Origin of the sequence: Trinickia diaoshuihuensis (assembly GCF_003390925.1) — a bacterium.
Lineage (GTDB): Bacteria > Pseudomonadota > Gammaproteobacteria > Burkholderiales > Burkholderiaceae > Trinickia > Trinickia diaoshuihuensis.
The window spans coordinates 248,072-266,615 of the sequence record NZ_QUBS01000087.1; the positions used below are offsets into that span (position 1 = coordinate 248,072).

Below are 18,544 nucleotides of genomic sequence, written 5' to 3' on the forward strand. Positions count from 1 at the left end.
GTCAAGGAGATAAGCAAAGTGATTCGTCACATCGTCATGTGGAAGTTGAAGGAAAGCGCGCTCGGCGCGAGCCGCGCCGAAAACGCGGCGAAGCTAAAGGAGCGTCTCGAGGGCTGCGGCGATATCGTGCCCGGCATCTTGCGTCTCGAAGTCGGCGTTGCCACGCCGGGGCTCGATTCGACGTATGACGTCGTCCTGATCTCCGACTTCGCCGACAAAGCTGCGCTCGACGCCTATCAAGTCCACCCCAAGCACGAAGCCATCAAGGAATTCGTGGTGGCCGTGCGCGAGGCGCGCGAGTGTGTCGATTTCGAAGTTTGAGCCGTATCGAACGGCCATGACGCTGAGCAAAGCGAACGCATGATGTCCGAGCAAGACAAGCCGCAGCCCGTATCGGCTGCTTCCCCGTCCGCGCATGAACGCACGATCGAGAGTCCGTTCGTCGATCATCTCGGCGTTCGCTTGATCGCGGCGGCGAACGGCGAAAGCGAAGTGGTGCTGACGCTCGACGAGACGCAGCTCAATACGTGGAACGTCGCGCATGGCGGTGTGACGATGACGCTTGCCGACGTTGCGCTCGCTACCGCCGCGCGCAGCTTGAGCCCGGATGGCGTGGGTGTCGTCACGGTGGAAATGAAAGTCAACTTCATGCAGCCGGGGCGCGGCGAGCTGCGCGCATACGGTCGCGTGCTGCACCGTTCGACCACCATGGCGTACTGCGAAGGCGAGGTACGCGACGATAGCGGAAACTTCGTCGCCAAGGCGCTCGGCACGTTCAAGTACATGCGGCGGCTCGCGGTCGGGCGCGAGGTCGTCGAACAACGACGGCGCCCGCCGCCCGGCACCCAGCCCGGTCCGAGCGACGGCTGAACGCTCGGGTGCTGCGCGTTTTCGTCGCCGTTTTCCCGCCCAATCGCGAATCGGAGAGAAAAATCGCCATGACCCAAATGAATCGCCGCATCGTGCTGGCCTCGCGCCCGCAGAAAGCCGTTTCCGCCGAAAACTTCCGGCTCGAACAAGCGCCCCTCGCGGCGTTGACCGACGGCCAGTTCCGTGTCCGCAACCGCTACTTGTCGATCGATCCGTACATGCGCGGCCGGATGAACGACGCCAAGTCGTACGCCAAACCGCTCGAAATCGGAGAGGTGATGATCGGGGCCACGGTCGGCGAGGTCGTCGAATCGAAGCATGCGGGCTTCGCCGTCGGCGACACGGTGACAGGGATGTTCGGTTGGCAGGACTACGACACGTCCGACGGCTCGGGCGTACGCAAGGTCGACGATACCCACGTGCCGCTTACGGCTTATCTCGGCGCGGCGGGCATGCCGGGTGTGACGGCTTGGTACGGGTTGAACAAAATCATCGCGCCCAAACCCGGGCAGACGATCGTCGTCAGCGCGGCCAGCGGCGCGGTAGGCAGCGTCGTCGGCCAATTGGCGAAGCTGGCCGGATGCCGCGCCGTCGGCATCGCGGGCGGCGAACAAAAATGCCGCTACGTCGTCGACGAACTCGGGTTCGACGCCTGTGTCGACTATAAGGCGGGCAATCTGTATGCGGATCTGAAGGCGGCCACCCCCGACGGCGTGGACGGTTACTTCGAGAACGTGGGCGGCGAAGCGTTCGACGCGACGCTCTCGCGCATGAATCCGTTTGGCCGCATTGCGCTGTGCGGAATGATCGCCGGCTACGACGGCCAACCCGTGCCGCTCAAACAGCCCTCGATCATCCTCACGATGCGCTTGCTCGTACAAGGCTTCATCGTCTCCGAACACCTCGACGTTTGGCCGGAGGCCCTTGCCACGCTGGCCAGCCTCGTCGCACAAAAGAAGCTGCGGTTTCGCGAATGCATCTCCGACGGGCTCGAAAGCGCCCCCGAGGCGTTGATGGGGCTGCTGCAAGGCAAGAATTTCGGTAAACAACTGGTCAAGATCGCCTAACGATTCGAACTGTCGCGCAGGCTTCGCGGATCGCGCCACAAGGCGCACTCATGTGCCAGCGACGGCATGAAACGCAAGGAGAACGCATGGAACAATTCCACGGCAAGGTGGCCGTGATCACCGGTGCCGCGAGCGGATTCGGCCGCGCGTTCGCACAAAAGGGCGCCGAACTCGGGATGAAGCTCGTGTTGGCCGATATCGACGGCGACGCGCTCGGCGATGTGCAGGCCTCGCTCACGGCGCTCGGCGCGGATGCGATCGCAGTGCCGACCGATGTCTCAGACGGCGGGGCCGTCGAGGCGCTCGCGCGGCGTACGCTCGACGCCTATGGCAAGGTTCATTTGCTGTTCAACAATGCCGGCGTGGGTACGAGCGGCTATCTGTGGGAGATGAGCGCGAACGATTGGTCCTGGGTGTTCGGCGTCAACGTGATGGGCGTCGCTCACGGGGTGCGCGTCTTTACGCCGATCATGCTGGCGCAAAACGAGCCGGCCCACATCGTCAATACGGCTTCGGTCGCGGGCCTCGTCTCCCCGCCGTCGATGGGTATCTATAACGCATCGAAGCAGGCGGTCGTGGCGCTCACCGAAACGCTCTATCACGACCTTCGTCGCACCGGGGCACCGGTCGGATGTTCGTTGCTGTGCCCGGCGTTCGTACCGACGGGCATCGCGCAAGCCGAGCGTGCGCGGCCTGCGCGCTGGCGCAACGAGGCACCGCCGTCGGCGTCGCAAGTTTTAGCGAGCAAAGAAATTCGCAAGGCCGTCCGTTCGGGCCGGCTGGCCGCCGCCGACATTGCCGAGGCGGCGTTCGATGCCGTTCGCGCCGATCGGTTCTATGTGATCACGCATCCGGCCATCATGGCGAGCGTGCGGATTCGTCACGAGGATATCGAGCAAATGCGGGCGCCGACCGACCCGTCGGTTTCACCGCACGGCAGTACCTGACAGGGTTCGATCGTCTGGGATCGTATCGCCGGGCTCGAAACGGATAAGGAGAGGCCGATGCACGATGTGACGCTTCAAGCGGGCGATTGGCATGAACTCGGCAGAGATGCCGCTCGGGTACGCGAAGCGGTGTTTGTGCGCGAGTTGGGTATCGCGGCGCCGATGGTCTCCGACGAAGCCGACTTCGATGCCGTGCATGTCGTCGCGTATCGCGACGGAGACGCCATCGGAGCTGCTCGCCTCTTGCCGGACGGCGCGATCGGACGGCTCGCGGTGCTGCCGCATGCGCGGCGTATGGGAGTAGGGTCGTTGATTCTCGACGCGCTGCTCGATCAGGCGGCGCGGCGCCGCTATGACTGCGTGCGGCTCTATGCGCAGCGCGATGCCGTGCCGTTTTATCTCCGGCATCGGTTTTCGACGGTGGGCGAGCCTTTCTATGAAGCAGGGGTCGAACACGTCGAGATGTTGCGGCGCCTATAAGCGAAGGGCCGAACCATCCTCGCTAATCGCGTGACGAGAATGCGGGAAGGTCGAACGTGAACCGGCGCTCGTACGAGCCTGGGCGCTCGATGCGGTGCGAACCGTCGTCGTCGCTGCGCTCCGCGATTTGAACGCTGAGCACCGCGCCGCGCGGCACGACTCGCAGTGCCGTCGTGCCGCGCGTGCCGTAATCGGCCGTTTCGATGAATGCGGCTGAGAGCGCGCGCTCGCGTTCGAGACTGATACCGGTCGACGGAAGCGTCTCATCGGCTGCGATACACGGATCGCGCATGAGTTCGATCAGCGCATCGAGCCTCGGCTCGCCTTCGCGCTCGAGCAGATCGCCCAGCTCCGCCCGCTTACGCACGAGTTTCGGCCACGGCGTATCGAGCACGGCGTTCGAAATGCCGTGCACGCCCGCCGGCAAAAGGCTAGGGGCAGTGTCCGAGCGATTGCAATACCAGGCGAGTTCGCGTCGCGTGAAGTCGCCGACGACCAGGTTGAAACCATTGTATGCGGCACCTCGCTCGGCGATCTCGTGCAGGTAGTCGAGCGGCGTCAGCCGTTGCCCCTTGAGGTAATCGGCGACAAGCGCCCCACGGGTGGGGGCGTCGGGGCGAAACGCTTGCGGATCTCGATGGTTCGTCAGTGCGGCGAAGCGTCCATCGCGGGCGAGTCCGAGCCAAGTGCCCGCACCCACGAGGTCGCGTCCGGCGAGCACGCCGGGGGCGTCGTTCCACCAATCGAGCGGCGCGCTGGCGCGTGCGAAAAACTCATCGCGATTGGCGGTAAGCGTGAGGAGAGCGCCGGTTCCGGCGCGCGGCCGCCAATCGAAGACAATCAAGCACATAACAAGAACGAGCGAGCGTAACGTGAGCACGCGGCCTGAATCTTTGGCCGTAAGTTGGTCTGAAAACGCGGTGATGACGCGGACGGGTAATTCCTCTTCGGAAACACTCTAGGTTTCAATCGCGAGAAATCTGGTTCCTGTGTGGGCACGAGTGGGAATTCTTCCAACCCCTATTCGCTCTCGGCCATGCAGTGGGGATCGACCGGCAAGCAGCGATTGCGATCGGAACGATGTTCTCCATCAGCTTCGCTCTCTCCTTCATCCGCGCCATCGTTGCGCAGGCGATCGTACGCGTGCCATCGGCATGGATCAGACGCCGCGCTGGCGCGTTGCGGCGCCTGCGGTTGGAGCAGTATCACCCCCTCGAGCAGCCCGTTCATCGTTCCGAAACGCTCACTCGGTCATCCTAGCCCGCGCCCGGCTCACACCTCGCTCGGCAACGCGTACGGCAGCGGCTGAAAGACGAGTTCAGGCCCGTCGGCCGCGCCAAGGTGCACGCTCCCGCTTTCCAGCGCCGCAAGCTTGATCTCGGCCAAGACGTCGAAGCCGCCCTTGGGAGCCCCGGCGGCGTTCACCACCATGCCGCACGGTTGCCCCGGATCGTCCGAGTGGAAGAGTTCAGTCCCGGCACTCACCGGTTCTTCGGCCGCCACGTGCGCGAGCGCCATGCGCCGCTTGATGGTGCCGCGGTACTGGCTACGCGCGACCACCTCCTGGCCCGGGTAGCAACCCTTGCGGAAATTGATGCCTTCGAGCACGTCGAAATTGACCATCTGCGGCACGAACTGCTCGAGGACAGCCTGCGTGATGCGCGGTTCGCCAGCGTGGATATCGAGCCAATCCCATACGCCGGGCGAGACGCGAGCGAGCTTACCGTCCAGATCGGCCAATTTCTCCTGCACGAGCGCTTTCGGCCCGATCCATAGATACCGCGGCCGCGCAGCGGCATCGGGCACGCGGATGAGCGAACCGGCCGGCCCGGCGACATGGACGTGTACGCCATCGGGCAACGCGTCGAACAACTGAGCGAGCGGCGCGCGAACGTCTCCGGCGAAGCCGACCACCGCCACGGCATCGGTTGCGTCGGTCAGTTTGGCCTTTGCACGCAGCACGAACATCGACAGGCGCTTTTGCACGGCCGCGGTGAGATCCTTCGAAACGAGCAAGCGGATCGTATCGGCCGCGCGCCACGTCAACATCGAGGCAAGCAATCGCCCTTTGGGCGAGCAGTAACCGGCGAGGCGGGCGCTGGCGGCGTCCAGATGCTGAACGTCGTTCGTGAGTTGGCCATGCAGAAAACTCGCCGCGTCGTCGCCGACGGCGTCGATCAAGCCAAACTGATCGAGCGGCATGAATGCACCGCGCGAAAGGACCGCGTCGAACTCGGCGGCAGCGGGGTGCGACGGCGCTTGAGACGGCGTGCCGGCGGGGGAGACCTGGGCGTTCTGTTCGTTCATGGAATTCGTGACTAGTCAATCCTGACTTCGGCTTAAGCGAACAAGTATTATATGGGGTCCTTCCGAGCCTTGTTTCGCATGACCTTGCTGAAGAAATGCCTCGCCTTCGGGGCAGTCGTTGCCGTTTTGCTTAGCCTCCTCGCCGCCGTGGGCGGATATTACTGGGCCACCCACCCGCTCGCGCTGCAGGCCGCCACGATCGACGTCACCATCCAACCGCGCAGCACGGTGCGCGCTGTCGCGGCGCAACTGAATCGCGGCGGCGTTCCGGTCGAGCCCGAGCCGTTCGTGCTCATGACGCGGCTGCTCGGACTCCAAAGCCGCCTCAAATCGGGCAATTACGAGTTCCGCACGGGGATCACGCCCTACGCGGTGTTACAGAAACTCGCGCTGGGCGACGTCAACGAGTCGGTCGTCGCGATCATCGAGGGCTGGACGTTCAAGCGGATGCGTGCCGAATTCGATGCCAATCCGGCCCTCAGGCACGATACCGCGGGCATGGACGACGCGCAGTTGCTGGCGGCCGTCGGTGCCGGCGATGCGCCCGTAACGAGCGCGGAGGGCCTTTTTTTCCCCGACACGTACCTGTTCGATAAAGGAACGAGCGACGTGAACGTCTATCGGCGCGCGTACCGGTTGATGCAGCAGCGGCTGACGGCGGCTTGGGCCGCGCGCGCGCCCGGCCTCCCGTACCACACGCCCTACGAGGCGCTGACGGTCGCCTCGTTGATCGAAAAAGAAACGGGCAAGGCCAGTGATCGCCCGCTCGTTTCGGCCGTCTTCGCCAATCGGCTGCGCATCGGTATGCCGCTGCAAACCGATCCGGCTGTCATTTATGGGTTGGGCGAGCGCTACGACGGCCACTTGAGCAAGCGCGACTTGCAACAAGATACGCCGTATAACACCTATACGCGCCGCGGCTTGCCGCCGACGCCGATTGCGCTGCCCGGCGTCGCATCGCTGCAGGCCGCGCTGAATCCCGCGCCCACGGCCGCGCTTTATTTCGTATCTCGCGGCGACGGCAGCAGTATCTTTTCAGACACGCTCGGCGCGCACAACCGCGCCGTCGACAAATACATCCGAGGACAGCAATAAATGGCGCGAGGCAAGTTCATCACGTTCGAAGGCATCGACGGAGCGGGCAAGACGACGCATTTGGCCTGGTTTCGCGAGCGCCTCGAGCAAAAGGTGGCGGCCGCGGGCCGTGCCGTCGTGACGACGCGCGAGCCCGGCGGTACGCCGCTCGGCGAGGCATTGCGGGAATTGCTGTTGCATGAGCGGATGGATCTCGAAACCGAGGCGCTGCTGATGTTCGCCGCGCGGCGCGAACATCTCGCGCAAATCATCGAACCGGCGCTCGCGCGCGGCGATTGGGTTCTGTCCGACCGCTTCACCGACGCGACCTTCGCCTATCAGGGCGGCGGCCGCGGCTTGCCGCGCGATAAACTGGAAACGCTCGAACGGTGGGTCCAAGGCGGCTTCCAGCCCGACTTGACCGTACTGTTCGATCTGCCGCCCGAAACCGCCAGCGAGCGCCGCGGGGCCGCCCGCGCGCCCGACAAGTTCGAGAGCGAGACCGACACGTTTTTCGCGCGTACGCGCGCAGAGTATCTGCGCCGGGCGCACGAAGCGCCGTATCGTTTCGTCGTCGTCGACGCGTCGCTGAGCATCGAGCAGATTCGAAAGCAGCTCGGCGAGGTCGTCGACGCGCTTTGAGCGTCCCGCAACCGGCGCACATTATTCCTCGTACGAAGATGAAGGCTCGACGATGATCTACCCGTGGCAACGCGACGATTGGGACCGCTTGCAAAGCCTGCGCGCACAATGGCCGCATGCTTTGCTGCTCTATGGTCAAGCCGGGATCGGCAAGCTGCGCTTCGCGCAACACTTGGCGCAAGCCATGCTCTGCGAAGCGCCGGCCGCGAACGGCGAACCGTGCGGCCAGTGCGCGGCATGCAACTGGTTCGTTCAAGGCAATCACCCCGACTACCGGGCAGTGCTTCCCGAAGCACTGGCCGGCGATGCGGCGGGCACCGCGCCGCCAGAGGAAAAAGCCGAGGGCGAGGAAGGCAAGAAGACCCGGGCGCTCAGCAAGGAAATCAAAATCGAGCAGGTACGAGCGCTGCTCGATTTCTGCGGCATCGGCGCTCACCGCGGCGGCGCGCGCGTCGTGCTCGTCTATCCGGCCGACGCGCTGAACGCGGCTTCCGCGAACGCGCTGCTCAAGACGCTCGAAGAGCCGCCGGCCGGCGTTGTCTTCCTGCTCGTATCGGCGCGCATCGATCGGTTGCTTCCCACGATCATCAGCCGCTGCCGGCAATGGCCGATGTCGACGCCATCGCCTAACGAGGCGAGCACTTGGCTAGCGGAGCAAGGGGTGCCCGATCCGGCGGCGCTGCTGGCCGAAGCCGGCGGTGCGCCGCTTGCCGCATTGGCGTTGGCCGCCGACGAAAACCGGCCGTTGCGCGATTTCACGCTCAAGCAATTGGCCGCGGGTCCCGACTGCGACGCCTTCGCTTGCGCCGAGGCATTGCAAAAGCTGCCCGTGCCCGTCGTGCTTGGCTGGCTGCAGCGCTGGCTCTACGATCTCATCGCCCAACGGGCCGCCGAGCGGCCTCGGTACTTCCCGGCCGCTCAGCGCGAGCTAGAGCGCTGTGCGACGCGGATCGACGCGAACGCGTTCGCGCGCTTCATGAAAGCGGTCACGCGCGAGCGAGCCGTTGAAAACCATCCGCTCAATGCGCGGCTGGTCTTCGAAGCGCTTTTTCTCGGTTATCGAGATTTGTTCGTCTAAACCCCGGCGCGCGTCACACCCAGCCACCTAGAGACCAGCGTTATGCAAGTGAGTTACCGCGATGCGACACTCGACGATTTGCCCGAGATCGTCGCCATTTACAACTCGACGATTCCTTCTCGAGAGGTAACGGCCGACCTGACGCCGGTTACGGTGGAAAGCCGCCTGCCGTGGTTCGAGGCGCACGGCCCGGGCAAACGGCCGCTTTGGGTCGTGGAAGGGCAAGCCCAGGCCGGCGGCGCCAAGCCCCTCGTCGCTTGGCTGAGCTTTTCCGACTTTTACGGTCGTCCGGCCTATGCGCGCACGGCCGAGATCAGCATCTACCTCGATCGCGGCGTACGCGGTCAAGGGCTCGGCACACGGCTGGTCGCGGCCGCGCTCGAGGCCGCACCTGGGCTGGGGATCGATACATTGCTGGGTTTCATATTCGGCCATAACGCGGCTAGCCTCGCGCTCTTTCGGCGTTGCGGATTTCATGATTGGGGTTTACTGCCGCGCGTGGCGGTCCTCGACGGCGTCGAGCGCGATCTGGTCATTCTCGGGCGCCGCGTGGGCGCGCCGGCCGCTTAGGCGGCGCGCGGCGCCGGCCGCGAAACAACTTGAACGAAGGTGTAAGGAATACGATGTTCGTCGATTCGCATTGCCATATCAATTTCGAAGGCCTGGTCGAGCGCTTGCCGCAGGTGCTCGAGAATATGCGCTCGCATGACGTGACGCATGCGCTGTGCGTCAGTGTCGACTTCGAAACGCTGCCGAGCGTACTCGAAGTGGCATCGGCGTACGAGAACGTCTACGCCTCCGTCGGCGTGCATCCCGATCATGAGGACGCGCGCGAGCCGACGGCCGCCGAGCTGATCGAGTTGGCGGCACACCCGAAGGTCGTGGCGATCGGAGAAACCGGCCTCGACTATTACCGCCTGGAAGGACGCTCGATCGCCGACATGGAATGGCAGCGCGAGCGCTTTCGCACCCATATCCGTGCGGCCAAAGCCGTCATGAAGCCGCTTATCGTGCACACGCGGGCGTCGAGCGACGATACGCTGCGGATCATGTCGGAGGAGCAGGCGCACGTCCCCGGCGGCGTCATGCATTGTTTCACCGAACCATGGCCCGTCGCCGAACGCGCGTTGGCTCAGAATTTTTACATCTCCCTTTCAGGCATCGTCACTTTCAAGAGCGCGACGGACGTCCAGGACGTGGCACGCCGCGTGCCGCTCGAGCGGCTTTTGATCGAAACGGATTCGCCGTACCTGGCGCCGGTGCCGTATCGCGGCAAACCTAATGAACCTGCGTACGTAAGTTATGTCGGACGCTTCATTGCACAGGCGCGGGGCATGACGGATGCCGATCTCGGTGCCGCGACGACGCAAAATTTCTTTCGTCTATTCGGTATCCCCGCGCCGGCTGCCGCTTGAAACGAATGATTCCCTCTAATACGACAAAACAAAGGAAGACCTTTTGAATATGTATACCGATCCGTCGTTCTCGACCGTTTCCCGGCGCTTCATGCAGCGTTTCGCGCTCGTCTGCGCCGGCGCGCTCGCCTCGGTCGCGTTGACCGCGCATGCCTATAGCCTCGAATCGCTCGTCAAAGCGGTCAAATTCGACGACGTGGATGCCGTGCAAAAGGCTTTGAGACAAGGCGCCGATCCGAACGCGACGGATCCCCAAGGCATGCCGCTCATCGTGCTGGCGGCGCGCGAAAAATCGGATAAGGTCGCCAAGGCCTTGATGGCCGATTCGAAAACCGATCTCGAAAAACTCGACTCCGCCGGCGAGAACGCCTTGATGCTGGCGGCCCTGAACGGCGACACGGATCTGGTGAAGGCTTTGATCGACAAGGGCGCCGAAGTCAACAAGCAAGGCTGGGCGCCGCTGCATTATGCTGCCGCGAACGGGCACGACGATATCGTGAAAATCCTGCTCGATAATTCGGCCTACATCGATGCGGGCTCGCCCAACGGCACGACGCCGCTGATGATGGCGGCGCGCGGCAACCATTTGTCCACGGTCAAAGTCCTGCTCGACGCGGGCGCCGATTCGCGCGTGAAGAACCAACTCGGCTTGACGGCGCTCGACTTCGCCAAGCGCTATCACGCCAAGGACGTGACCGAGGCGATGGAAGACATGTACGCGCGTGAGGCGGCGGCCGCATCCGGTGCGGCCGGTGCGTCTACGCCGGCCCAAAACGGTGCAAAATAGCCGTTTTTCGGCCCCGGGCGTCAGCGCCGGGGCCCTCTACGCAAGACACGTTTACCGCTCGAAGAAAAGGAAGATTATGTTGCGGGCTTTGATGTGCGTCGGCACGCTGACTGTGCCGGCCGCCGCGATGGCGGCGGTTACGCTGGGGGGAGGGAAGTTTACGGCCGGCGATCTCCACAAGCTATGCAGCCAAACCGACGCCATTTCGCGCGCGGCCTGCGTCGCCTATGTCAAGGGCGCCGCCGACGGCGTGTTCAACACCATCGATGCGATCGGGGGGACGACGGGTCCGCGCGTCGGCCAATATTTTTGTTTGCCCGAGCGCGTCGATCCGCAACGCATGGTCGACGCGGTGCGCCGTTACGTCGCCGAAAACCGCGATTCCGCGGAGTACAACGCCAGCACGGCCGTATCGCTCGGCTTGGAAAAAGCCTTCCCGTGCAAGGGCGAATGAACGAGTAGCGCGTGCAGCGCGGCAGGCTCGCCGCAGCCCCGAACCATCGAATCACGTCCGAACAGAACGCCACCATCATGGGTCGACTCATCGCCGTATCGAATCGCGTCGCCACACCCACCGAAACGAAAGGTTCGGCCGGGGGGCTCGCCGTGGGCATCTACAGCGCGCTCAAGGACATGGGCGGTGTTTGGTTCGGCTGGAGCGGCGACATCGTCAGCGAAGCGGTGGCCAATGCGGGGCCGACGCTCAAGCAAGAGGGCACCGTTACTTTCGCGACCGTCGGCCTCACGCGGCGCGACTATGATCAGTACTACCGAGGGTTTTCGAACGCGACGCTGTGGCCCGTCTTCCACTATCGGAATGATCTCGCGGGCTACGAACGCGAGGAATACGCGGGCTACCGGCGCGTCAATGCATGGCTCGCGCATAAGCTCGTCAAACTGATCGAACCGGACGATATCGTCTGGGTACACGACTATCACCTGATCCCATTCGCCGAGGCCCTGCGGCGCGAGGGCGTTGCCAATCGCATCGGTTTTTTCCTGCATACGCCGTTTCCGTCGCCTCAGGTCCTGCTCAACGTACCGCCGCACCAGGAGCTGATCAAGTCGATGTGCTGCTACGACTTGCTGGGCTTTCAAACGGATAGCGATCGCCGCGCGTTTCACGACTATATCGAGCGGCATGCGGGCGGCACCGTCAGCGCGGACGGCCGCGTGCAAGCATACGGACGCACGTTGCGCACGGGCGTTTATCGCATCGGGGTGTTCCCGGATGAGATCGCGGCCGAAGCCGAGCGTAACGAGAGCCGCAAGCAGGTGCTGGAACTGAAGCACAGTCTCGAGGGGCGCAAGCTCGTCATGAGCGTCGACCGCCTCGATTATTCGAAAGGGCTGATCGAGCGGTTTCGCGCTTTCGAGCAGTTGCTCGAGCATGCGCCGCAATGGCGCGGCAACGTCACGTTCGTTCAGGTCGCGCCACCCACGCGAACCGACGTGGAGAGTTATCAGCAAATCCGCCAAAAGCTCGAATACGAGGCAGGGCGCATCAACGGCCGATACTCCGGGCTCGATTACACGCCGATCCGGTACCTGAACCAGCGCTTTGCCCGTTCGCAATTGATGTCGATGTGCCGCGAATCGCAGGTCGGTTTCGTCACGCCGCTGCGCGACGGCATGAATCTGGTCGCCAAGGAGTACATCGCCGCTCAAAACCCCGACGATCCGGGCGTGCTCGTCCTGTCGGAGTTCGCCGGCGCCGCCGCGGAGCTGTGCGCCGCGCTGATCGTCAACCCGCACGATATCGTCGGCATGTCGGAGGCGCTCGAACGCGCGCTGTCGATGCCTCTCGCCGAGCGCAAGCAACGCCATGAAGTCAATATGGCCGTGCTCAGGCGCAACGACCTGGGCGTATGGCGCGATACGTTCTTGGCCGATCTGCGCGGCGGCTGAACGAAGGGGCCAGCGGCGCCAAGACCGCACTGAAACGGCCTGTTTCGCGTTTGTAACAACCCGCAGCAAATGAAAGCGGCGCGGTATCGGGGCGTGTCATACCGAATAATTGAATCCATCGGCGCCGCCATCGGTCTATCCGAAAGCGCGAAACCCGCGTGGCGCCCCCGAGTAACCGGCCGGCCCGGACGAGCGTTCGTTCGCCCAGGTCCTCTTGCATGGAGTTCATCGAATGAAGATTGCTCAGATCGCGCCGCTGACCGAATCGGTGCCACCGAAGCTTTACGGCGGCACCGAGCGTGTCGTCTCCTACATCACCGAAGCGCTGGTGGATCTGGGGCATGATGTCACGCTGTTCGCAAGCGGCGATTCGAAAACGAGCGCGAAACTGGAGGCTGTCTGGCCGCGAGCGTTGCGGCTCGATCCCGCCATTCGTGACCGTATCGCGCCGCACATGCTGCTCATGGAGCTCGTCCGGCGCCGGGCCGAAGAGTTCGACGTCCTGCATTTCCACATGGACTACTACTCGTTCTCGCTGTTTAAACGGCAAGACACGCCGTTCGTCACGACGCTGCACGGACGCCTCGATCTGCCCGAGCAGCAGCCCGTATTCGACACATTCAATACCGCGCCGGTCATTTCGATTTCGAATGCCCAACGCCATCCGATGCCGCAAGCCAAATGGCTCACGACGGTCTACCACGGTCTGCCCGAAGCGCTCTACACTCCGCAGCCGGTGGAGCAGAAGTACCTCGCGTTCCTCGGCCGGATCTCGCCCGAAAAGCGCGTCGACACGGCCATCCGCATTGCGGCGCATTGCGGGCTGCCGATCCGGATCGCCGCCAAGATCGATTCGGCCGACCGCGAATATTTCGAGCGCGAGATCAAACCGCTATTCGATTTGCCGCACGTCGAGTTCATCGGCGAAATTGCCGACGACCAAAAAGCGAGCTTTCTCTCGGGTGCGCATGCGCTGCTGTTTCCGGTCGATTGGCCGGAACCGTTCGGGCTGGTGATGATCGAGGCGATGGCGTGCGGCACGCCGGTCATCGCGTTCAATCGCGGATCGGTGCCCGAGGTGGTCGACGAAGGCCTCTCGGGTTTCATCGTCGAGGACGAAATCAGTGCGGTGGCCGCCGTCAACCGGCTCCATACGCTTCCGCGTGAGCGCGTGCGGCAACGCTTCGAAGAGCGGTTTACGTCCCACCACATGGCGCGGCAATACATTGCCGCATATCAGTCGGTAATACGCGCTCAGAAACGCTCGCGTTTCAAGGTGGTGGATTCGGCGGGAACGACGGGCACCTGAAGCAGCGCACGCTCGCGGCGTGGGCGGAAAATGCGGCGCGTCGCACTCGGCGGCGCGCCGCTTCGCGCGCTTAGATGTTCAAGCGCGTGATCTTGGTCCCTTCGAGCGAGAGATCGCCCATGAGGCCCGCATTCGTCATGACGATGACTTCGACGGGCTTGGTGGCCGTCGTCGTATCGATCGCGCCGTTAGCGCCCATCTTCAAGACGGCGACGGACGCATCGCCGCCGGCGGACCAGCCGTCACGCGAGCGGAACGAATTCAAGGCATCGTCCGTCATGAACAGGAAGATGACAGCCTTGGACTGGGCACCGGCCTGGAGCCCGAACGAGCCCGAGACGGTGTTGTAGTAGCCCACGGTCTGGCCGCCTACGCGCAAGGCGCCTTCGCCGTATTGGCCGCCCACCACGAAGCCCGCTTGCAGCACCTTCGGGAAGACGAGTACGCCATGGGCCTTTTGCACCAGTTCGCGCGAACCGGGCACTTGGGCGTAGAGCCGGGAGAGCGTCGCATCGACGCTCGAGTTGATCTCCTGACGTTTCGACACGTTGCTGCCGGGTGTCGAGCCAACCGGATTGCCGTTGTTCGTGGTCGCGGTGCAGCCGGCGAGGGCAAATGCGCCGACCACGACGGCGGCGGCCGCTTTGCGCATCAAATATTGTTTCTGCATGGACTCTCTCCGTTATGTTCCGTCGGTCAAACCGCTCGACGGCGGGTTCGGACGAAGCGTGATGTCACACAACGCATTGGAGAGTCGAGCACGGTGCATGCCAGGGCCGAAACCGAATTTGCCGGTCAATGGTGGACCGTTCCCTTGACGACGGGCGGCCGCCGCAGCGCCCGGCGAACGCCGGCCACGAGGAGCCCCACGGCAAAAATGAACGCAGCCGGTACGACCCAATAACCGACGAAGGCATGCCACAGGTAAAGGAATAAGGTGCGACGCCGCAGCGCGTATTCGGCGATCGCATCGCGTTGGCGCGGCGCGTTCGCGGCCAGAATGTCGGCGGGGCAGCCGGCGGCGCGTGCCTCGTCGGGTTTGCCGCGGCAGCGCGCAGCGTCGCCCGCGGCGCGCTGAGCGTCGGTCAGTTGCCAGGTCGTGAGCGCTCGGTCCAGGTCGACGACGTTGTACGACATCTCGTCCTGGATCTCACGTACCGCGACGATCGCCACCGGAACCGCCCAGAAGACGATGACGACGAGCCAACGTCTTACCCAGCGGTTGTGTCTCCATGCCATTTACACCTCCGCAATGCACTCATGCATTCACGATGGGCGGCCCGATGGCTTGTATCGTAGGGTTCTCGCGGGCCGTCTTGGCAGCCATCATAGAAGAAATGCGACGAATCGTCGCTGCTATTAACAGCTAGATCGGCGGAAACGTCACGCTGTCGGTGCGTCGACCGGTAATTTCTTCAAAATTCCCGGCATTTCGCGTCTTGGCGGGGGCAGAGCGGCCCCAGGGGGCGCGCGGCGGGAGAGAGGTAAAAAGGAACGGCTTTTGCATCGGAGTGTATGACCGTTATCGGTCAATTCATGCCGTACGAGCCCGAGGCCGCGGTTGGCGCGGGACCGACCGTCTTTTTCCGATGGAGCGTCAGTCATGGCCGTACCGTTTTCCGAGCAGTACAAGGGGTTCGCGATCGGGGTGCAGGCGCTTCGACGCGCCAAAGAGCCGAACGAGGCGGACGACGCGCCGCGCCGGTTCGACATCGTGGTGACGATTACGCGCAAGGCGAGCGGAGATCGCGCCAAGCCTGAAATGTTCGGCGTCCCCGAACACGCGCCCCTCGAAGATCAGCTTCAAGCGCACCGTATCGGCGTGCAGTATGCGCGCGACATCATCGACGGCAAGGTCGACGGCACGTCGATCGAGCATTAGGGCCCACACCCGATCCTTGCGCGTTAGGCCGGATGAGTCCAGCATAGGCGATCCCCGGTGCCTGCCGGGGAGCGCGGCCGCTCGTCGTGTCAAGCGATGAGGCACCGCGGTATTTCGCCGGCGTTCGAACCGAAAAATCACGGCTCGCCTAGAGCCGAATAAAAAAGGAGAACCTTATGCTGCACCGCACCCGCCGCCGTATGCTTGTCGCCGCCGCCGCGCTGACGTGCGCGGCCCTCGCGCCGGTGGCCTCGAGCGATGCGCTTGCTCAAAGCGCCAAAAAACCGAAGGTGGCGCTCGTGATGAAGTCGCTCGCGAACGAGTTCTTTCTGACCATGGAGAATGGCGCAAAAGACTACCAGCAGCACAACGCGGCCAAGTTCGATTTGATTACCAATGGGATCAAGAACGAGACCGACACGGCCGCTCAAATCAATATCGTCGAACAGATGATAAACAGCCATGTCGATGCAATCGTGCTGGCGCCGGCCGACTCCAAAGCGCTCGTTCCCGTCGTAAAGAAGGCGGTCGACGCGGGCATCATCGTCGTGAACATCGACAATCGTCTCGACCCCGACGTCGTCAAGTCAAAGGGACTGAACGTCCCGTTCGTCGGTCCCGATAATCGCAAGGGCGCCGAGAAGGTGGGCGACTATCTCGCCAAGCGGCTGAAGGCCGGCGACGAGGTCGGCATTGTCGAAGGGGTGTCCACGACGACGAACGCGCAACAGCGGACGGCCGGCTTCAACGATGCGATGCAAAAGGTGCACGCGAAAATCGACTCGGTCCAATCGGGCGAATGGGAGATCGACAAAGGCAATGCGATCTCGGCGGCGATGCTCAATCAATATCCGAACATCAAAGCCCTGCTGTGCGGCAACGACAACATGGCGATCGGCGCGGTGTCTGCGGTACGCGCTGCCGGCAAGCAAGGCAAGGTGCTCGTGGTCGGCTACGACGATATCGATGCCATCAAACCGATGCTCAAGGACGGACGGGTGCTCGCGACCGCCAATCAATACGCGGCGAAGCAAGCCGTATTCGGCATGGATACCGCACTGAAAGCGATCGAAGAGCATAGGAAGCAATCGGAGTTGTCGCAGGTCGTGGAAACGCCGGTCGATCTGGTGACGAAGGCTTCGAAGTAACTTTTTGAGCGATAAATAGCCAGCGCCCGTCGCCTCTTAGGCTGGCGGCGCGCCACGCAGCGTGGGGCGGGGGGCCGCCGCGCTCAAGAAAACTCGCGAACTTGCCGTTATCCTCCGACATAAGCGTCATGGTGGCTGCCGGCGCAACGGCTGCGCAGGCAGCCGCCCCGACAACGGACAACCCGATGGATTTGACCGGCCGCGACGAATTACTGGCGTCGAATTGCCAATGCAGGCAATGCTCGGTTGGTGTGAAATAGCCGTTCCGGAACAACGCGCGGGGAAACGCGTCGGATCGGTGGTGGGTATTAACGGACGTATGGGGTAGTTGCGGGCTGATTTAGCCTGCACACAACAACAAGCGAGAGAAAATCGGTAATGGCGACGATCAAAGATGTGGCGGCCATGGCCGGCGTGTCGTTCACCACGGTGTCACACGTGGTCAACAATACGCGTCCGGTTTCGGCCGACGTGCGCTCGAAAGTCGAGCGCGCGATCGCGCAATTGAATTACGTGCCTTCGGCGGTCGCGCGATCGTTGAAGGCGCGCGCGACGGCGACGATCGGACTTGTCGTGCCCAACAGCACGGACCCGTATTTCGCCGAATTGGCGCGCGGCATCGAAGACGGTTGCGCGCGCCAGGGTTATTGCATGTTCTTTTGCAATTCGGACGACGATCCGGCAAAACAGCGCAATTATTTGCGGATTTTGCAAGAAAAACGCATCGATGGTCTAATCATTGCGTCGGCCGGAGACGATGCCGTTCTCGCGAGCAGCCTGACGGACACGCGCGAGCCGCTCGTCGTCGTCGACCGTAATATCGAAGGTCTCGCGGCGGACCTCGTGCAAATCGATCACGAACGCGGCGCCTACCTTGCCACGCGGCATTTGTTGGAACTCGGCCACGTGCGTATCGGGTGCATTACGGGTCCGGTGGCCACGGCCGTCAGCGCGATGCGCGTACATGGCTTCATTCGGGCAATGACCGAGCGCGGCATCGATATCGAACCGAGTGCGATCGTCGAAAGCGATTTTACGGGCGAGGGTGGGCAGCAGGCGGCCGGACAGTTGTTCGACACCGTGCGGCCGACCGCGATTTTCGCGTGCAACGACATGATGGGCATCGGTGCGCTGCGCGTGGCCGCCGAACGCGGAATCCGCGTGCCGCAACACTGCTCCATTATCGGCTTCGACGATATCGAACTGAGTAGTTACACCTACCCGGCCCTGTCGACGGTGGGCCAGTCCGTGCGCGCGCTCGGCGAGGCGGCGGCGCAAATGCTGATCGAGCGGATCAGCGGCGCGGTAAGTGGGCCTACCCGTCGCCGCGTGATTACGCCGCGGCTGGTGCTGCGCGAATCGACAGCCGTATTTGCCGGGCCGATGAACACCGCGCTGTTCGCTTAACCGCGCGACATCCAGTGCCCGCCGGAGCCGAGGGGCCGGTCGCTCCCCTCGGCAACTTCGTCGTTTTGCATAACGACCACGTCAATCAAAAACCCATCTTCTCTATCGTTAGACGCTATCGGGGCTACGCCCCCATTTGTCTAATTAATTAGTTCTCCTCAAGTACCGCCGGGTAAGGGCCGTAAACACCGGACAGAGCGCGTGCTTCCTTCGCTAAGCGCGA

Annotated in this window: 21 protein-coding genes; 17 read left to right on the forward strand and 4 right to left on the reverse strand. The window is 63.3% G+C overall.

Translation table 11 applies throughout. The annotated features are described in order from the left end of the window. Positions 1 to 18 precede the first annotated feature (18 nt). The 5 genes from DXT59_RS25695 (at position 19) to DXT59_RS25715 (ending at position 3,364) form a co-directional block, all read left to right on the forward strand. Positions 19 to 321, forward strand: coding sequence for a Dabb family protein (locus DXT59_RS25695; protein ID WP_116140519.1), 303 nt, complete (start codon positions 19 to 21; stop codon positions 319 to 321). A 42-nt stretch (positions 322 to 363) separates the two neighbouring features. After that, positions 364 to 870, forward strand: a complete 507-nt coding sequence (locus tag DXT59_RS25700; protein ID WP_116140766.1) for a PaaI family thioesterase — start codon at positions 364 to 366, stop codon at positions 868 to 870. Between the two features lie 68 nt (positions 871 to 938). Continuing rightward, positions 939 to 1,937: an NADP-dependent oxidoreductase gene (locus DXT59_RS25705; RefSeq protein ID WP_116140768.1), complete on the forward strand. Its 999-nt coding sequence runs from the start codon at positions 939 to 941 to the stop codon at positions 1,935 to 1,937. A gap of 86 nt (positions 1,938 to 2,023) precedes the next feature. Beyond that, positions 2,024 to 2,884, forward strand: coding sequence for an SDR family oxidoreductase (locus tag DXT59_RS25710; RefSeq protein WP_116140521.1), 861 nt, complete (start codon positions 2,024 to 2,026; stop codon positions 2,882 to 2,884). Positions 2,885 to 2,941: 57 nt separating this feature from the next. Beyond that, positions 2,942 to 3,364, forward strand: coding sequence for a GNAT family N-acetyltransferase (locus DXT59_RS25715; protein WP_116140523.1), 423 nt, complete (start codon positions 2,942 to 2,944; stop codon positions 3,362 to 3,364). 22 nt (positions 3,365 to 3,386) lie between these two features. Here the strand turns inward: DXT59_RS25715 and DXT59_RS25720 are convergent, their stop codons facing one another. Both DXT59_RS25720 and ygfZ read right to left on the reverse strand, forming a co-directional pair. Next, positions 3,387 to 4,214, reverse strand: a complete 828-nt coding sequence (locus tag DXT59_RS25720) for an NRDE family protein (protein ID WP_116140525.1) — start codon at positions 4,212 to 4,214, stop codon at positions 3,387 to 3,389. Positions 4,215 to 4,636: 422 nt separating this feature from the next. Beyond that, positions 4,637 to 5,671 carry a CAF17-like 4Fe-4S cluster assembly/insertion protein YgfZ gene (gene ygfZ, locus DXT59_RS25730; protein WP_116140529.1) on the reverse strand — a complete coding sequence of 345 codons (1,035 nt, stop codon included), beginning with the start codon at positions 5,669 to 5,671 and terminating at the stop codon, positions 4,637 to 4,639. Positions 5,672 to 5,749: 78 nt separating this feature from the next. Here ygfZ and mltG point away from each other — a divergent pair, with 78 nt between their 5' ends. From mltG to DXT59_RS25775, 9 genes are all read left to right on the forward strand, one after another. Next, positions 5,750 to 6,766 carry an endolytic transglycosylase MltG gene (mltG, locus tag DXT59_RS25735; RefSeq protein WP_116140770.1) on the forward strand — a complete coding sequence of 339 codons (1,017 nt, stop codon included), beginning with the start codon at positions 5,750 to 5,752 and terminating at the stop codon, positions 6,764 to 6,766. Continuing rightward, positions 6,767 to 7,387, forward strand: coding sequence for a dTMP kinase (gene tmk, locus DXT59_RS25740; protein ID WP_116140531.1), 621 nt, complete (start codon positions 6,767 to 6,769; stop codon positions 7,385 to 7,387). 52 nt (positions 7,388 to 7,439) lie between these two features. Next, the gene (locus tag DXT59_RS25745) at positions 7,440 to 8,465 is read left to right on the forward strand and encodes a DNA polymerase III subunit delta' (RefSeq protein WP_116140533.1); all 1,026 of its coding nucleotides are present in this window, start codon (positions 7,440 to 7,442) and stop codon (positions 8,463 to 8,465) included. A 42-nt stretch (positions 8,466 to 8,507) separates the two neighbouring features. Then, on the forward strand, positions 8,508 to 9,035 hold the full coding sequence (locus DXT59_RS25750; RefSeq protein WP_116140535.1) for a GNAT family N-acetyltransferase: 528 nt from the start codon (positions 8,508 to 8,510) through the stop codon (positions 9,033 to 9,035). Positions 9,036 to 9,088: 53 nt separating this feature from the next. Next, the gene (locus tag DXT59_RS25755; RefSeq protein ID WP_116140537.1) at positions 9,089 to 9,880 is read left to right on the forward strand and encodes a TatD family hydrolase; all 792 of its coding nucleotides are present in this window, start codon (positions 9,089 to 9,091) and stop codon (positions 9,878 to 9,880) included. Positions 9,881 to 9,929: 49 nt separating this feature from the next. Beyond that, positions 9,930 to 10,667, forward strand: coding sequence for an ankyrin repeat domain-containing protein (locus tag DXT59_RS25760; RefSeq protein WP_116140539.1), 738 nt, complete (start codon positions 9,930 to 9,932; stop codon positions 10,665 to 10,667). A gap of 76 nt (positions 10,668 to 10,743) precedes the next feature. After that, entirely contained in the window at positions 10,744 to 11,121 is a 378-nt protein-coding gene (locus DXT59_RS25765; RefSeq protein ID WP_420823431.1) for a Rap1a/Tai family immunity protein, read from the forward strand. Between the two features lie 77 nt (positions 11,122 to 11,198). Further along, positions 11,199 to 12,575, forward strand: a complete 1,377-nt coding sequence (otsA, locus tag DXT59_RS25770; RefSeq protein WP_116140541.1) for an alpha,alpha-trehalose-phosphate synthase (UDP-forming) — start codon at positions 11,199 to 11,201, stop codon at positions 12,573 to 12,575. Positions 12,576 to 12,807: 232 nt separating this feature from the next. Next, entirely contained in the window at positions 12,808 to 13,884 is a 1,077-nt protein-coding gene (locus DXT59_RS25775) for a glycosyltransferase family 4 protein (RefSeq protein WP_116140543.1), read from the forward strand. A gap of 70 nt (positions 13,885 to 13,954) precedes the next feature. Here the strand turns inward: DXT59_RS25775 and DXT59_RS25780 are convergent, their stop codons facing one another. Together DXT59_RS25780 and DXT59_RS25785 are read right to left on the reverse strand one after the other, a co-directional pair. Next, entirely contained in the window at positions 13,955 to 14,554 is a 600-nt protein-coding gene (locus DXT59_RS25780) for a BPSL1445 family SYLF domain-containing lipoprotein (RefSeq protein WP_116140545.1), read from the reverse strand. A 125-nt stretch (positions 14,555 to 14,679) separates the two neighbouring features. Further along, positions 14,680 to 15,123 (reverse strand): hypothetical protein, encoded by a 444-nt coding sequence (locus DXT59_RS25785; RefSeq protein ID WP_116140547.1) that lies wholly within the window; start codon positions 15,121 to 15,123, stop codon positions 14,680 to 14,682. Positions 15,124 to 15,487: 364 nt separating this feature from the next. Here DXT59_RS25785 and DXT59_RS25790 point away from each other — a divergent pair, with 364 nt between their 5' ends. The 3 genes from DXT59_RS25790 to DXT59_RS25800 all read left to right on the forward strand — a co-directional run bounded on the left by DXT59_RS25790 (position 15,488) and on the right by DXT59_RS25800 (position 18,321). Further along, a complete protein-coding gene (locus tag DXT59_RS25790; protein WP_116140549.1) occupies positions 15,488 to 15,766 on the forward strand; it encodes a hypothetical protein in 279 nt (92 codons plus the stop codon). 176 nt (positions 15,767 to 15,942) lie between these two features. Further along, on the forward strand, positions 15,943 to 16,914 hold the full coding sequence (locus tag DXT59_RS25795; RefSeq protein ID WP_116140551.1) for a sugar ABC transporter substrate-binding protein: 972 nt from the start codon (positions 15,943 to 15,945) through the stop codon (positions 16,912 to 16,914). A 378-nt stretch (positions 16,915 to 17,292) separates the two neighbouring features. Beyond that, positions 17,293 to 18,321, forward strand: a complete 1,029-nt coding sequence (locus DXT59_RS25800) for a LacI family DNA-binding transcriptional regulator (RefSeq protein ID WP_116140553.1) — start codon at positions 17,293 to 17,295, stop codon at positions 18,319 to 18,321. The last annotated feature ends 223 nt before the right edge of the window (positions 18,322 to 18,544 follow it).